Genomic DNA, 15,414 nt, shown 5'->3' on the forward strand with positions numbered 1-15,414 from the left:
TCAGGCGGACAGCACATTACCGGAATTATCCGCCATATTCTGCATGGAAAATATCGCTCAGCACGGCGAACTCCTCCATGGAAAGGGTTTCGCCTCTTCTCTTCGGATCAATCTCCGCTTTTTGGCAGAGTTCCTCTATTACGGCCTTGTCTTTTTTGGCGTCAAAATGAACAGTCAGGTTGTTCAGGAGGGTCTTCCTCCGCTGACGGAATGCTCCCCGGATGAGACTGAAGAAAAACGCTTCATCCTTTACTTTAACAGGTGGTTCATCACGGATCGTCAGCCTGAGTACGGCCGAGTCCACGTTAGGCTGAGGGACAAATACTGTTTTCGGTACAGTCAGTACCGTCTCCGCTTCCGCATAATACTGGCATGCAATTGAAAGTGAACCATAATCCTTCGTACCTGGACTGGCTGCAATTCGTTCGGCAACCTCTTTCTGAATCATCACCACGATGGCTCTGAGCGGAAGTTTTTCTTCCAGCAGCTTCAGAAGAATCGGGGTTGTTACATAATATGGAAGGTTCGCGCACACAACCTTATCCTCCTGCTCTCCGATTTCCTCCCGGATGAGCTGATGAAGATCCGCTTCAAGAACATCCTGATGAATGACGTTTACGTGAGGATAGGGCGCCAGCGTTTCCTTCAGAATCGGGAGAAGCCGCTGATCAATTTCCAGGGCTGTGACCGACTTGGCCTGCTTTGCAATCTGTTCTGTAAGGGCACCGATTCCCGGACCGATTTCGATAGCGGCCGTTTCCTCTGTTATGTTGCCGGCATCGGCAATCTTTCTCAGTACGTTTGTATCAATCAGGAAGTTCTGTCCCAGACTTTTTTTGAATGAAAATCCGTGCTTCGCAAGAATTTCCTTCGTGCGTTTCGGTGTAGCAATATCCTTGTTCATAGATCCCTCTTCTTTCCTGTCCGCTCTGCAGCAGCTTCGTTTTCGGCTGTTTTCAGGGCAGCGGCAAACTCACCTCGTGAAATTCTGAACTCAATGAGTCTCCGGTGCAGCTGTTTTCCATTGGCATATCCGATCCGGAGCAGTTTCCCGACGCGCTCACGTTTCTCACGGGAGCCGGGACCGGCAATCAGTCCTGCACTCATCAGGTCATTCTTTGTAATATACTCTTCGGTCCGGCTTCCGGCTGTCCTTACGTCGGCCAGTGCTTTAAGAAGAGCTTCAGGTGAAGCGTGCTCAACACCAATAGCGCCCCGGCGGCTCCTGGCCTCATCTTTTGAAAGAAAGGCGTGCCGGCATCCGGGAACGTGCTGTTCCACTGTTCTTCTGATTTTTTCACCCGGGGCGTCAGGATCGGTAAAAATAATGACACCCCGGCGCTCGGCTGCAAGCTTTATTTTTTCGATTACTTCTGCATCCACAGCAGAACCATTTGTTTCGATCGTATCACATTCGGCGACACGGCGAAGCGCCTTGGTGTCATCCCTGCCTTCAACCACAATCATTTCTTTTATAATCACATAATCGCTCCAGACAATCGGGTTTCTCGTACGTATATAGTACCCTAATCGGGTTTTCGGCACAAAGTTTCTTTTCTGTGTGAACCCCGGGGCTGCGACTGCAGGGTCTCTCCGGGCCTCCACGGCCGCAGGAGCCACGCTTCAGGCTCAAGTTTGCCTGATGTCTCTTCATAAGGACTGTGCTCAGTACCCTGGATTTAGCAGAAGCTCAGTTTCGCGCCTTACGCTTGCTTTCCGCGGCGGTGGCGCTGAGCCTCCTTGGGCTTTGCCCTGCAGGGTCTCATCCTGTCCCCCTGCCGCAGGAGTCACGCTTCAGGCGCTTCACTTCGCCCGTACCACAGGACTGATTCCTCCACGATAAAAAGCCGGCATAGTGACAAAATCGCCACAGATACCGGCTTTCTTTACGGATCAGTCAAGTATACGGACTTCTACGTTTTTCCTTCCAAACGAACCTGCTCCGCTTGGCATGAAGATATCAATTTTTCTTCCCTGGATCGCACCGCCGGTATCCCCTGCTACATATGTGCCGTAGCCCCGGATTTCCACTCGGGAGCCAAGAGGGATGACGCTCGGGTCCACTGCCACCACTTTGGCATCAGGGTTTTCACGCAGGTTGATTCCTGTAGCAGTGATACCTGAGCAGCCGCTGCAGTCTGCCGTGTATGCTGTTGCCTCAAACGTCTGCCAGCTTCCTCCGCCTGAGGAGCCCGAATCGGAGGATGAACTTCCTCCTGACGATCCCTGCGAGGAGGAAGAGCCCGATGAGGCAGAAGATCCGGAAGATGACCCCGAAGAGCCTGAATCCGACGAAGAACCGGAAGACGATGATGCGGACGATGATGAAGAGGATGAAGAGGACGGGGACGATGATCCCCGGGATGCCACGGTCACCGGCTGTTTCGTACCAACAGCTACGATGCGGTCCTCACCCTCTTCAATCATTTCTTCTTTAACCAGTTCACGGGAAACTTCTTCCCCGTCTTCAATAGTGACTTCATAATGTTTTGCCAGTGTGCCGTCACTGCCGCTCTGCACAACCTCTCTCTTCCCTTCTTCAAGAGAGGAATCGTTACGGGTAACAGTGGCAAAATCAATCGTTTCCTCTACAACATCGGTGACCTTTTCCACACGAATGACGGTAATTTCCTGTGATTCGCTTATGTATTCGTGAATCTCCGGTTCCACCCTGTCAAGTTCGTCAAGGGTGATATCCTCACGGTTTAAAAAGTCAGCGACAGTCGTCGAAGTAGTCCAGATGTTCTCTTCTTCTCCATCCCTGTAAACAGTCAGTTCAAATGCCTCGTTATGAACGACAATCATCTCACTTGAGAGCGTCCTTTCAAGGGAGGGGTGAACAAAATCGTGTTCTCCTATTTCTATTTCAAGTTCAGCGAACAGATCTTCTACTGTAGGAGCTGTTGTCCATACGTCTTTCAGGTCATTATCCTTCAGAACCTGTACTTCAATTGCTTCGGTAATTGTAATGTCGAGTTCGTTTTTAATTTCTGTATCCAATGCGGGTTCAATTTGATCATGTTTTCCCAGTTCAATTCCGTGTTCTTCCAGGACCTCTTCTACTGTGTCTGCATGTGTTGAGGCTTGAACCTCTTCTTCTGCTGCAACAATCGTTACGGTCGTTTTCGTAATTTCATAGAATGCAAAAACGGCTGCTGCTGCCACAATAGCAAGGCCGACACTGGATATGGCCAGCTTCTTCCCCGTTATAAAACCGGTAAGAAACCGCTTCATCCTGTCTGCCATCGTATGAACGCCTCCTTTAACCACCACATTTTACTCTGAAGCGACATTTCTGTCAATTCAGTCATGAGCCTCATTTCCTAGTATTATTGTCCGGACTCTGCTGATTTGTAAAGGACTTTCACTCGACAGCTTCCACCACGGAGTTCAAAATAAATGTAAAAAAACAGGACTTTGCCCTCGTTTTGGACAAAGTCCTGTTCATTTCGACAGAGAAACGTGTCAATCTATAGCAAACAGACGATGTGCATTTTTTCTTGTTTGTTCGGCCAGTTTCACTGCTGATACCTCTTTCAGTTCGGCAATTTTCTCGGCAACCAGCTTCACATATGCCGGTTCATTCCGCTTCCCGCGGTAGGGATGAGGAGCCAGAAACGGACAATCGGTTTCAATCAGGAGTCTGTCCATCGGGATTTTTGCTGCCACTTCTTTTGGAAGGCGGGCGTTTTTAAACGTCACCGGGCCCCCGAAGGAAATATAAAAGTTCATATCAAGGCAGTCCCTGGCCATCTCAAGATTACCTGCAAAACAGTGCATAATGCCGCCGACTTCCCCGGCATTTTCCTCTTTCAGCACTTCCACGATGTCTTCATCGGCATCACGGTTATGAATAATAATCGGCATCTTCAGCTTCCTGGCCAGGCGGATCTGCCTGCGGAAAACGTCTTTCTGAACATCAGCCGGTGATTTATCCCAGTGATAGTCCAGTCCCATTTCACCGAGAGCGACTACTTTCGGGTGGGAAGCCAGTTCTTCTATCCAGGCAAGGTGATCCTCCGTCATATCCACCGCATCTACCGGGTGCCAGCCCACTGCAGCGTATATATAATCGTATTCTTCTGCGAGGTTCATCGCTTTTTTTATCGTCTTTTCGTCAAATCCGACGACAACCATCTCGGTGACGCCCGCTTCCTTTGCACGGGCGATCACCTCCTCCTGGTCGTCTTCAAACTGATCGGCATTGAGATGAACATGTGTATCGAAAAGCATGTAACTCCTCCTTGATCAGGTGCATGTATCCGTTATTTTACCTGTGCACCGTTCGGCAGGGACGGATCGATTGTAGCCAGCTTCAGATCTTTTCCTTCCGATCCGGCCAGGATCATTCCTTCCGACAGTTCACCGCGAAGTTTTACAGGTTTCAGGTTCGTTACACAGATTACCTTCTGACCCTTCAGGTCTTCAGGCTTATAGTGCTTTGCAATTCCCGAGACGACCTGCCGTTTTTCGTAACCGAGATCGAGCTGAATTTTCAGCAGTTTATCGGCCTTTTTCACAGGTTCTGCTTCAATGATCTCCGCCACACGGAGATCAACTTTCGAAAAGTCACCGATGGTGATCTCTTCAGTTTCAGGAGCTTCTTTCTTCTGTTCCTCCTGCTTTTTCTCTTCTTCCGTCACCACGGTACCGCCCATGGATTCAACAATATAAGCCACTTCGTCCGATACCTCAAGACGCGGGAACAGCGGAGTCCCTTTTTTGATTACGTCGCTGCCGCTTTTCAGGCTGCCAAACTGCCTGAGGCTCTCCCACTCAGTCGCTTCACTGTGAACGCCGAGCTGCTCCCAGATTTTTTTCGGTGTTTCCGTCATAAACGGCTGAATCATGATGGAAATCGATCTGAGGGATTCCGCAAGATGGTACATGACGGAACCGAGCTGCTCTTTCGCTTCATCGTCTTTTGCCAGCAGCCATGGCTGTGTTTCATCGATATATTTATTCGTCCGGCTTACAAGCTGCCAGATTGCTGTGAGTGCAACTGAAAATTCCATGTCATCCATTGCCTGCTCCACTTTTTCCACGGTTGCATCCACGAGTTCCACCAGGTGTGCATCATAGGACGTGGCGTCTTTTACGTATTCCGGCACCCTGCCGTCAAAGTATTTATTGATCATCGCCACTGTCCGGTTAAGCAGGTTTCCGAGGTCGTTGGCAAGATCGTAGTTCACCCGCTCCACAAATCCTTCCGGTGTAAATACCCCATCGGAGCCGAACGGCACTTCACGAAGGAGATAGTAGCGGAGGGCATCGAGTCCGTAGCGGTCAATCAGGGGAACCGGATCGACGACATTTCCTTTTGATTTGGACATCTTTCCGTCCTTCATGAGAAGCCAGCCGTGACCGAACACTTTTTTCGGCAGCGGCAGGTCAAGAGCCATCAGCATAATCGGCCAGTAAATCGTGTGGAAGCGGACAATCTCCTTACCTACCAGATGCACATCAGCTGGCCAGTGTTTGCGGTAGAGGTCATCATCATCCGTGCTGTAGCCGAGGGATGTAATGTAGTTGGACAGGGCATCAATCCATACGTACACTACGTGCTTTGGATTGCTGTTCACTTTTACACCCCAGTCAAACGACGTACGGGAGACCGCAAGATCCTCAAGACCCGGCTTAATAAAGTTATTGATCATTTCCTTTTTCCGCGATTCAGGCTGAATGAACTCCGGGTTGTCCTCGTAGTACTGGAGCAGACGGTCGGCATACTTGCTCATTCTGAAGAAATACGATTCCTCCCGCACTTTCTCAACAGGACGGCCGCAGTCCGGACAGTTCCCGTTTTCAGCCTGCCGCTCGGTAAAAAATGATTCACACGGGGTACAGTAGAGCCCCTCGTACTCATCAAGGTAAATATCACCCTGCTCAAGAAACTGATCGAAAATCTTCTGGACAACGTCCTTATGACGCGGTTCGGTAGTACGGATAAAATCATCGTACGAAATGTCGAGTTTGCTCCAGAGGCTTTTAATGTCGGCCGCTGCCTGATCCACGAGCTCTTCCGGTGTGACTCCCTGTTCCTCTGCTTTGAGCTGGATTTTCTGCCCGTGTTCATCCGTGCCCGTAAGATAACGGACTTCATATCCCCGCAGACGTTTATAGCGGGCCATCGCATCGCCGGCCACCGTTGTGTAAGCGTGACCGATGTGAAGTTTGCCGCTCGGGTAATAGATCGGTGTTGTAATGTAAAACGTATTGTCTTTTTTCGTCATCAGAGTTCCTCCTTTATTTCTCACAGTCCAGACGAACTGTTCGTTTTTCCAGTGATGCAGCCGGCGTATACTTTCTTCCCTGCAGTTTTACGGGAACACAGAAAAGCCCCCGCCCCTGACAGGGACGAGAGCCTGGAAACTCACGCGGTACCACCCACATTCCCCCGCCTTTCACAAGACAGGGCTCGGTAAGTTGACTCCGGATATAATGCTTCCCCAAAAATCAACTTCTGCCAGGTAACGCCGGCCAGCGTCGTCCCCTTATTCCCTGTGGGAACTCGGAAACGGAAATCCTCCCCGGACCATATTCGAAAAAGCGTTCCATGCCGGCTCCCACCTTCCCCGGCTCTCTGGTATGGACGTCCTCTTTCTACTCATCCGTTCATCAGAAAAAGACTATTTCATTTCTTCGTCAAAATCTAATTCAAAATATACCGAACAGCCCCCGTTGTGTCAAGGATCCGAACTGACGGTGAGCCTTTTTCCCTGCAGCCTGCTGCTGTTACTAAGTATAAACACAAATATAGTGTATTAAACAGCATTCTCCTCGCAGTGAAGCCTGTTTTTCAGCTGCCTTGAAAGCATCGGTTGAAATTTTTTGAAAAAATAGCTTCGATTTACTGAAATGGTGGTGTCATTTTTCCCCAATAAGGGTAAAGAAACATCAGAGGTCCGGCAGGTAAAATCATTTACGGCAGTCCGGTGACCTGTGAACCTTTACTACAGAATGAGAGGTGGTCTGCTTTCCTGTATTTTAAACAACCTGCTGCCCGGAAAAACAAGCGCCGTTTTTTCTCATACTCACCTGTCATTTATCCGGAAAAGTTCCAGATGCCGTAAATTACCGACAATAACAGGAAGGCAATGTCGAATTGTTATAGAAGGACAATAGGAATACCAGTTTCATTTTCTCAAATTTCCAAGACATTTAATCAGCCATTAAATGATACAAGAATGTAATAATAGCAGGAAATGTTGATATGGCGGTATCTAACGGTGTTCACACATCTATTAAACTTTCAAATTAAACGTTTTCTTATTGACTTCTTTTGGAAGAGTTGGTATTCTGAGTTTGAAAGATTTTGTCGAACGCTGACAATTTCATTGTCTGCAGTAACACGAATTTTTCTTTTATGGGAGGAGAATGATTCATGAAATCAACAGGTATTGTAAGAAAGGTCGACGAACTTGGACGCGTAGTTATTCCAATCGAGCTTCGCAGAACGCTCGATATTGCAGAGAAGGATGCTCTTGAGATCTATGTGGACGACGACCGCATCGTACTCAAGAAATACAAGCCGAACATGACCTGCCAGCTTACAGGAGAGGTTTCCGATGACAACCTTTCACTTGCAGGCGGCAAGATTATCCTCAGCCCTCAGGGTGCTCAGGAGATCATCAACGATCTTCAGTCCTACCTTGAGAAGCAGGAATCCAAGTAAGTCGAATGAAAAATATTAAAAAGCCTGAACCCTCTAATGGTGTTCAGGCTTCTTTTTTTATGTGTGAAACGCTTTGTAAACTTCGCGCTTATTTTCGTTGCGATCCTTTGCCGCCTTTTTGATCGCGTCTTTGGAAGTCATTCCTTTATCAATATATACTTTCACGTGGTCAGCAGCATCGAGACCTGCCCACCACTGCTCTTCCTCTTCTCCATCGACCTGTTCCCCGGACTGGCCATCGACCAGGATCACCATCTCGCCTTTAAGGGAATGCGACACGCAGTAGCCGTGCAGTTCTTCGAGAGTGCCTCTGAGAAACTCCTCGTGCTTTTTTGTCAGCTCCCTGCAGAGTACCGCCTGCCGGCTGCCCCCAAAAATGTTGGCCATTTCCTCAAGAGTATCACTGATCCGGTGAGGAGATTCATAAAACATCAGGGTTTCCCGGCTTTTTTTCCACGACTCAAGTGTTTCCCTTTTCACTTTCTTTTTCCTGTTCAAAAATCCGACAAAAGTAAACATATCTGTCGACAAACCCGAGGCGACCAGTCCCGACAGAGCGGCATTAGCCCCCGGAAGCGGGACAACTGTCAGCTGTTCACTGATACACCGCTTCACGAGATCCTGCCCCGGATCGGAAACTGCGGGCATTCCGGCATCGGAAACGAGCGCCACCGACTCACCTTTGTGCAGCCTTCCGGTGATCTCTTCCTCTTTTTCCTGCCTGCTGTGTTCGTGATAGCTTATCAGAGGGGTGTCGATTTCAAATACATGGCAGAGCTTGCGGGTGTTCCTCGTGTCTTCCGCCGCAATAACATCTGCTTCTTTCAGGACTCTTACAGCACGATAGGTCATATCCTCCAGGTTGCCGATCGGTGTCGGCACCAGGTACAGTGTTCCCTTCTCCTGATTCTCACCTTTAAAGCTTTTCTGAATGTTCATCTTCCCTGCCTCCTTTCCCCTTGATCAGGTTGTGTTTCTGTATTTTTGTCAACTGCTTAATTCTGTACTCTTCCCGCAGTGCCTCCTGCTTCAGGCTGAAGCAGGAACAGTAGACGAGAGTAAAAGGGCCGCGGCCTTTCGTGTACTTGGCGCCTGTTCCCTTCTCATGTGCAGCAAGGCGTTTTTCAATATCATTCGTATACCCTGTGTAATACGTTTTATCCCGGCATTCCAGGATGTATACAAAGTGCTCACCACGTTTCATACAGCTTTTTAAACTCCTTGGTGTAGGTTCCGTCTTCACCGTAAACGATAATCGGAGGCAGCACTGTCAGCCCGGGGCTGCCCCTTCTCATACTTTCCACGAGAACCATATTTGCATTTTTTCCTTCCTTCGGGTGAACAAACTGCATCCGTTTAGGTTCGAGATTGTATTTTCTCAGAGTAATAAGAATATCCCCCAGTCGCTCCGGCCTGTGCACAAGGGCAAAACGTCCACGGTCCTTCACAAGGCGGGATGCCGTCCGTGCAACATCATCGAACGTACAGGCAAGTTCGTGCTTGGCCATGTTAATCCGTTTGTTTTCATTAAGGTCCCGTTCGTTCTGGGAAAGGGGAAAATAGGGAGGGTTGCACGTAACGGTGTCGTAACGCCCCCAGCTTACTTCCTTGTCGAGTTCATTAATGTCTTTATGAATAATGCTGATCTGCCCGCCAAGATTGTTGTTTTTCACGTTCCTCTCAGCAAGTTCTGCCAGCGGCTGCTGAATTTCCACCGCATCTATGGGCGCTTTTGTCCGCAGACTGAGCATCAGAGGAACCGCTCCGTTTCCTGCACACAGGTCGATCATTTTTCCCTTTTTCTTCGGAATTCCCGAAAAGGTGGCAAGCAGGACCGCATCGGTGGAAAAGACGAAAACATCTTTGCGCTGAACGATGGGCATCGTTGTACCCGGCAGATGATCGACTCTTTCCTCGGCACTGTTCTCATTCATTTTTTTACTCCTTCTCTTAAACCGCAGTGGTGGGCATTAGAGCCCCATATGGAAAAAAAGTCTTCCCGGAAGCTAGTCCGGAAAGACGGAAAACGGCTATTTTTTATTCAGAAACGACAGACAGAACAGGCAGTCCCCTTCTTTACGGATACTCCCGTAATGAAGGTTGCAGATATGAAAGCCTTCCTGGTAAAGCCGGGCAAGGTTGTCATACCCTTCCCCGAAGTCAGAACGCTTTTTCTGCTTCGGGCTTGCTTTTTCCTGCTGCTGCTCCTTCTTTGGCATGTCTTTATGATCCATCCGCTTACGCAAATTCTCATTTTCAATCGCAAGGTGGTGGTTCTCCTCCAGCAGAAGAGCAAGCTGTTCCTTCAGTTCACCAAGCTCATGATGGAGACCGCCGATCCGCTCTTCCATCTGACTCACGCGTGCGAATATTTCTTTTTTGTTCACGATCCCCACACCTCATCAATTCGTGGTTTGGCTGGTGATTGCTCCTTCTTGCATGAGTTCATCCAAAGTATACTCCACAACACGCTTGGCTTCGAACAGTTCAATCTGGACGAGACGCTCCAGCATGTTGAGGCCGACAACCTTCCCTTTACCATAGCTTGTTTTAATATGCTCATTTATATCCGGAAGTTCCTTTTTGGCACTTTCGTACATATCATTCTCATATTTCAGGCAGCACATCAGTCTGCCGCACAGACCTGAAATTTTTGTAGGATTAAGGGAGAGATTCTGATCTTTGGCCATTTTTATGGACACAGGTTCAAAATCCCCGAGAAAGGTTGAACAGCACAGCATCCTGCCGCAGGGGCCTACCCCTCCGAGCATCTTCGCTTCGTCTCTGACCCCGATCTGTCTAAGCTCAATCCGGGTCCGGAATACGGAAGCCAGATCCTTAACAAGCTCCCGGAAATCAATACGTCCGTCTGCAGTAAAGTAGAAGAGAATTTTGTTCCGGTCAAATGTGTATTCCACATCCACCAGTTTCATTTCCAGCTTGTGCTCTTCGATTTTTTTCAGGCAGACTTCAAAAGCTTTTGCTGCCTCATCGCGGTTCTCCTGAACAACGAGCTTGTCCTTTTCCGTCGCCGTGCGCAGCACGTTTTTGAGGGGAAGAACGACATCGTTCTCACTGACTTCCTTCGAAGCGATGACGACCTTGCCGAACTCCACTCCCCGGGCCGTTTCCACAATAACATAATCGTCCTGCTTTATATCTATTTTACCGGGTGAAAAATAATAGATTTTCCCCGCTTTCTTAAATCGAACACCTACAACCTGATGCACGTTATCCCTCCTGTAACCGAAGGAGCAGCTGCTCCATAACCAGCTGGGGACTGGTATTCGCTTCAAGCCGTTTTTTCGCATCAAGAATGGCGGTGAGGCTGTTTCCCAGTCTGGTCTGGGAGGTTTTCAAAGCCTCATCACGCAGGCGTTCCTCCTGGTCAAAAAAGACCAGTTCATCCTGCTGCTCCAGCTGTATGCGAATAACGTCACGATACCATATCATCAAAAGATCGAGACCGGTCTGCATCTCATTCTTCTCTTTGAAAAAATCCAGCCAGCCATCCTGAAGCATAAGAAAAGCGTACTTCGGACGCTTATATACTTCATCTGTCAATTGTATCACTTTGGTTCTCGCCTGTGCAATCCAATTGTCAGAACAAAGGGATTTTGCTTCCTCAATGTCGGAAGTCAGCCTTGAGGCGACCGCTGCCTGCACTTCGGGGATTTCTTCGTTCACCATCTGTTTAATCAGCCTGTCCGGGGAGAGAGGAGCGAAGGAAAGGACCTGGGACCTGGAGACAATGGTCTTCAGAATCCGGTGGTACTGCGTTGTCATCAGGACCGCAAGCGCTTCTCCTTCCGGCTCCTCCAGAAATTTAAGAATACTGTTTGCTGCACTCGGTGTCATTTTTTCCGCCTCTGCAACAAGGTAGACTTTCTTTTTTGATTCCATCCCCCTGAAGCTGAATTCCTTTTTCAGGTGTCGGATCTGATCAACTTTTATGGTCTGACCTTCCGCACGGATCAGGTGCACGTCCGGATGATTGCCCGAATCAACCCGTCTGCAGTCCCTGCACTCCCCGCACGGTTCACCTGCTTCTGCATGGATGCAGAAAAATGCCCTGGCAAGCTGCATCGCCATCTGCAGTTTTCCCGTACCACGACCGCCCTCAAACAGGTAGGCATGGGCAAGGCGGTCTTTTTTCAGACTGTTCGTCAGCATCCTGACGACCGTCGGCTGTGTTGCTTCGAGCTGTTCCCAGTTCATATTCGGCCTCCGCTAAAACTTCTCAAATTCCTCGACAGGCAGGACAAACACCGTAGCTCCTCCAACCTGTACTTCAACAGGGTACGGGACATAGGAATCGGCATTCCCTCCCATCGGGGAAATCGGTGCCACCAGCTGTTCCCTGGATTTGCAGTTATCTTTTATAATCGTCAGGACATCCTGAACATGTTCGTCTTCTGTTCCAATCATAAACGTCGTATTACCGGCTTTCAGAAAACCACCGGTACTGGCGAGTTTCGTCGCCTGAAATTTGTTATCCACAAGAGCATCCGACAGACGGTTGCTGTCTTTATCCTGCACCACGGCTACAATCAGTTTCATCAGTTTTACCTCCCTGCACGCCCGCTTTACCGGCGATGTGGTTCATTCTTACAGTTTATTATAACAGCTGTGAAAACGTTCTGTCTCTCAGGCTCTCCCTTTAAGATAGGAAATGATCATACCATGCGCTTCCTTTTCGACTTCCTCCTCTGTTTTTCCTGCATCAACGGTGAGGATTCTTTCTGGTTCGGCTGAAGCAAGACTGCGGTACGCTTCCTGCACCCTGTAATGGAACGCCAGGTCTTCCTGATCGAGGCGGTTTATTTCCCGCCCCTCGTTTTTCCCGATCCGTGAGAGGCCTGTTTCGGGATCCACGTCGAAAAAAAGGGTCAGATCAGGCATGAGTCCTGCCGTGGCAAAAAGGTTCATCTCCCGCACCTCATCCGTACCGATGCCTCTGGCTACACCCTGATATACAATACTGCTGTCAATAAAACGGTCACAAAGAACAACGGCACCTTCCTCAAGTGCCGGAAGCACCTTTTCAACGAGGTGCTGACGTCTTGCAGCTGCATAAAGGAGAGCTTCGGTCCGGTTATCCATTTCAGTATGCCGTGTGTCCAGAATCACATCCCTGATCTTCTCTGCGATCACACTTCCCCCGGGTTCCCTTGTTGTAAGTACCTGGTATCCGGCGTTTTCCAGTTTCTTTTGAATGGCGCGGAGTACGGTGGTTTTCCCAGCTCCCTCGCCTCCTTCAAATGTTATAAAACGTCCCTTCATATGTATAACTCCTCACTGGTTTTTTCGTTTTATATATACCGTCCCTGGGCTTTATGGCAGGTGCTGAAAAACGGAAATTCCTTCTGTTTTAAAAGCCCCGCCGCTCTGAAACGAAGCCCCTGTGCTGACCAGCTCCGAGAGCTTCCCAACCCGTTCGGCCGTGATCCGCTCTCCTTTTACCAGGAGGGGAATCCCCGGGGGGTAAGGTACCACGTCTTCGGCCGCAATCTTTCCTGCTGCCTTAGTATATGGGACTTTTTCTGCTGAGTAACTGGCCATTTCCCGGTAGGTCATGGCAAGGGGAATGATTCTTTCCCCTCCCCCTGAAAAGGACGGTTCGTATCGCTCAGGGCCGTTTTTATATGCAGCTGCATTGTACTGACTGCATGCCCGCTGTACTGCTTCGGCGACACCTTTAAAATCGGGCTTTTCTTTTGCAAGCGGCAGTGTAAACAGGACGTGTGAGGGCCCTGCAAGCTCAGGAATGATACCTTCCTCTGCGAAAGCCTTCTGCAGTTCGCTGCCGGAAGCCCTGCACATGCTTTCAACCACGATCTTAAGGGGGTCCTGTATATAATTATTTATTACGGACGGGGCACAGGAAATCTGCGGTATCCTGTTCAGTAAAGACCTGAACTCCCGGCTCCACTCCAACATTGCACGCCCCTCCTCCGGCGTATAGGAGGCCAGGTAGGCTCTTGCGGAGTCAAGCGAAGCCATAAGGGGATAAGAGGGGCTGCTGGACTGGATCATCCGAAGATACTTCCTTATTTTTTCATGGTCCAGCCGTTCCCCCTGCATGTGCAGCAGCGAGCTCATCGTCATGGCAGGCAGCATTTTATGGGCCGACTGTACGACTGCATCTGCCCCTGCACGAAGAGCTGTGAGCGGCCAGCCCTGTTCTTCTATGATCAGATGAGCTCCATGGGCTTCATCAACGATGACAGGTATACCTGCTTCATGCGCCGCTGCTATATGATCCGTTAAATCCTGTACGTACCCTTCATATGTAGGGGAGGTGAGAAGCAGCGCCCTGGCTTGAGGCCAGGCTGCAACCGCTTCACGGACCGTGTTCACGGAAACGCCGTACGTCCTGTTTTCGCTCTGTTCAGGCTCAAGGAGAACCGGTGCCGCCCCTGCCATTTCCAGTCCGTGAATAACGGATTGATGACTGTTGCGCTGAACAAGCACGCAGTCCCCTTCTTTAACCGTCCCGAGAATGGCTGCCAGATTGCCGGCAGTAGAGCCTCCCACAAGAAACGAAGTCATTTTCGTACCGTACAGTCCTGCGGCAAGCATTTCTGCATCGCGGATGATCCCCTCTGGGCAGTGGAGGTCGTCCATCCCGGAAATTTCAGTGAGATCTATTGAAAGTACACCGGAAAAAATCTCCCGGCTGCCGCTGTGAAATACACTGCCGTTTTTATGACCCGGTACATGCATGGAAACGCTGCCTGACATCGCATGTTTCTTAAGTGCTTCCACTACCGGCATCCTGTTCTGATTCATAAACCTTCTCCTTTGTTTACTCCTTCGTCTATTATACTAAAGACAGCCCCAAAAGAAATCCGCCATAAAAAAACAGACCGCTGATTGTTATTAAATCCGGCAGTCTGTCTATTTATTTTCAGTTTAAGTCAGGGCTGGTTCAGCTGGTTTACCCCTGCGGCTGACCTTTGTCATCTGATGTACGGATACGAGAATTTTCCACACCCTAGTGGATCGGCCGTCTGTTCTGAAACAATGAATCTCTTACTTTACGGAGTCTGTGTACATACTCGTTATAAGCTTCTTCCTTCGTATCGGTGTTAACAAGTTCCTGTTCACACGATTCACAGATAAAATAATGAAGTACCTGTATTCCGTAACCTTTTTCCTGCTTACAAATCAGACATTCCTGCATTTCCTGTGTCTGTTCCGATGCGAGCATTCCTTTCATAGCTTCTCCACCTCCATTCCCAGTATGGACGAGAAAAGACTGAATTATTCGTATCCGCCTTACTTACGTGTCTGATTTACTATATGCGGGCAGTTTCGTCCCTGTGCCGCACGATTATCAGCTGCTTTTCAGCTGTTTTACAGCATGTGAAGGCGGGTGTCAGTTTATTCAAGGGAAGGGTGGCGGCTTTGGGAGCGTTGACTTATTCTCTGGCAAAATCAGCCGTATCTGAGTCACTTATCGACAGAAAATCCCGGGAAATCGACGGTCAAACCCGGGAAATCGACGGTCAAGGGCCCGATATCGGCGAAGCGACAAAATCCGAGGCTTCCCACTCCCCCACACCCTCCTTCTCCTCTCCTGCACAGATCTGAAAACGCAAAAAAAGACCCACCCGCATATGCGAGTGAGTCTCTTCTGCCCAGCGGCGTCCTACTCTCACAGGGGGAGAGCCCCCAACTACCATCGGCGCTGGAGAGCTTAACTTCCGTGTTCGGCATGGGAACGGGTGTGACCT

Annotated in this window: 16 protein-coding genes and 1 rRNA gene; 1 reads left to right on the forward strand and 16 read right to left on the reverse strand. The window is 49.4% G+C overall.

Annotation, left to right across the window (positions count from 1 at the left end):
* Positions 1-25: 25 nt before the first annotated feature.
* From rsmA to metG, 5 genes are all read right to left on the reverse strand, one after another.
* The gene (gene rsmA, locus FGB90_RS18955) at positions 26-904 is read right to left on the reverse strand and encodes a 16S rRNA (adenine(1518)-N(6)/adenine(1519)-N(6))-dimethyltransferase RsmA (protein WP_138812429.1); all 879 of its coding nucleotides are present in this window, start codon (positions 902-904) and stop codon (positions 26-28) included.
* Complete coding sequence (gene rnmV / locus FGB90_RS18960) at positions 901-1,482, reverse strand: ribonuclease M5 (protein WP_138812430.1); 582 nt, start codon at positions 1,480-1,482, stop codon at positions 901-903. The genes rsmA and rnmV overlap by 4 nt, the downstream gene beginning before the upstream one ends.
* A gap of 411 nt (positions 1,483-1,893) precedes the next feature.
* Positions 1,894-3,246 (reverse strand): ubiquitin-like domain-containing protein, encoded by a 1,353-nt coding sequence (locus FGB90_RS18965; protein ID WP_138812431.1) that lies wholly within the window; start codon positions 3,244-3,246, stop codon positions 1,894-1,896.
* 219 nt (positions 3,247-3,465) lie between these two features.
* Positions 3,466-4,233 carry a TatD family hydrolase gene (locus FGB90_RS18970; RefSeq protein WP_138812432.1) on the reverse strand — a complete coding sequence of 256 codons (768 nt, stop codon included), beginning with the start codon at positions 4,231-4,233 and terminating at the stop codon, positions 3,466-3,468.
* A gap of 32 nt (positions 4,234-4,265) precedes the next feature.
* Positions 4,266-6,233, reverse strand: a complete 1,968-nt coding sequence (metG, locus tag FGB90_RS18975; RefSeq protein WP_138812433.1) for a methionine--tRNA ligase — start codon at positions 6,231-6,233, stop codon at positions 4,266-4,268.
* A gap of 1,151 nt (positions 6,234-7,384) precedes the next feature.
* On the opposite strand from metG, the gene abrB reads away from it, so the two are divergent.
* Entirely contained in the window at positions 7,385-7,675 is a 291-nt protein-coding gene (gene abrB / locus FGB90_RS18980) for a transition state genes transcriptional regulator AbrB (protein WP_138812434.1), read from the forward strand.
* A 57-nt stretch (positions 7,676-7,732) separates the two neighbouring features.
* Here abrB and rsmI read toward each other — a convergent pair whose 3' ends face one another.
* From rsmI to rrf, 11 genes are all read right to left on the reverse strand, one after another.
* Entirely contained in the window at positions 7,733-8,614 is an 882-nt protein-coding gene (gene rsmI / locus FGB90_RS18985) for a 16S rRNA (cytidine(1402)-2'-O)-methyltransferase (protein ID WP_138812435.1), read from the reverse strand.
* Positions 8,592-8,879 carry a GIY-YIG nuclease family protein gene (locus tag FGB90_RS18990; protein WP_138812436.1) on the reverse strand — a complete coding sequence of 96 codons (288 nt, stop codon included), beginning with the start codon at positions 8,877-8,879 and terminating at the stop codon, positions 8,592-8,594. Before FGB90_RS18990 ends, rsmI begins: the two co-directional genes overlap by 23 nt.
* Positions 8,866-9,609: a tRNA1(Val) (adenine(37)-N6)-methyltransferase gene (locus FGB90_RS18995; RefSeq protein WP_138812437.1), complete on the reverse strand. Its 744-nt coding sequence runs from the start codon at positions 9,607-9,609 to the stop codon at positions 8,866-8,868. The genes FGB90_RS18990 and FGB90_RS18995 overlap by 14 nt, the downstream gene beginning before the upstream one ends.
* Before the next feature lie 96 nt (positions 9,610-9,705).
* A complete protein-coding gene (gene yabA, locus FGB90_RS19000) occupies positions 9,706-10,062 on the reverse strand; it encodes a DNA replication initiation control protein YabA (protein ID WP_138812438.1) in 357 nt (118 codons plus the stop codon).
* 15 nt (positions 10,063-10,077) lie between these two features.
* On the reverse strand, positions 10,078-10,905 hold the full coding sequence (locus FGB90_RS19005) for a PSP1 domain-containing protein (protein WP_138812439.1): 828 nt from the start codon (positions 10,903-10,905) through the stop codon (positions 10,078-10,080).
* A 1-nt stretch (position 10,906) separates the two neighbouring features.
* A complete protein-coding gene (holB, locus tag FGB90_RS19010; RefSeq protein ID WP_138812440.1) occupies positions 10,907-11,893 on the reverse strand; it encodes a DNA polymerase III subunit delta' in 987 nt (328 codons plus the stop codon).
* Between the two features lie 12 nt (positions 11,894-11,905).
* Complete coding sequence (darA, locus tag FGB90_RS19015; protein ID WP_138812441.1) at positions 11,906-12,235, reverse strand: cyclic di-AMP receptor DarA; 330 nt, start codon at positions 12,233-12,235, stop codon at positions 11,906-11,908.
* A gap of 87 nt (positions 12,236-12,322) precedes the next feature.
* Positions 12,323-12,958, reverse strand: a complete 636-nt coding sequence (gene tmk, locus FGB90_RS19020; RefSeq protein WP_138812442.1) for a dTMP kinase — start codon at positions 12,956-12,958, stop codon at positions 12,323-12,325.
* A gap of 51 nt (positions 12,959-13,009) precedes the next feature.
* Positions 13,010-14,467: an aminotransferase class I/II-fold pyridoxal phosphate-dependent enzyme gene (locus FGB90_RS19025; protein ID WP_138812443.1), complete on the reverse strand. Its 1,458-nt coding sequence runs from the start codon at positions 14,465-14,467 to the stop codon at positions 13,010-13,012.
* Between the two features lie 205 nt (positions 14,468-14,672).
* Positions 14,673-14,897 carry a sigma factor G inhibitor Gin gene (locus tag FGB90_RS19030; protein ID WP_138812444.1) on the reverse strand — a complete coding sequence of 75 codons (225 nt, stop codon included), beginning with the start codon at positions 14,895-14,897 and terminating at the stop codon, positions 14,673-14,675.
* A gap of 419 nt (positions 14,898-15,316) precedes the next feature.
* Positions 15,317-15,414: ribosomal RNA gene (rrf, locus tag FGB90_RS19035) — 5S ribosomal RNA — on the reverse strand; the annotation flags it as partial.

The organism is Alteribacter natronophilus (assembly GCF_006007885.1).
Taxonomy (GTDB): domain Bacteria; phylum Bacillota; class Bacilli; order Bacillales; family Salisediminibacteriaceae; genus Alteribacter; species Alteribacter natronophilus.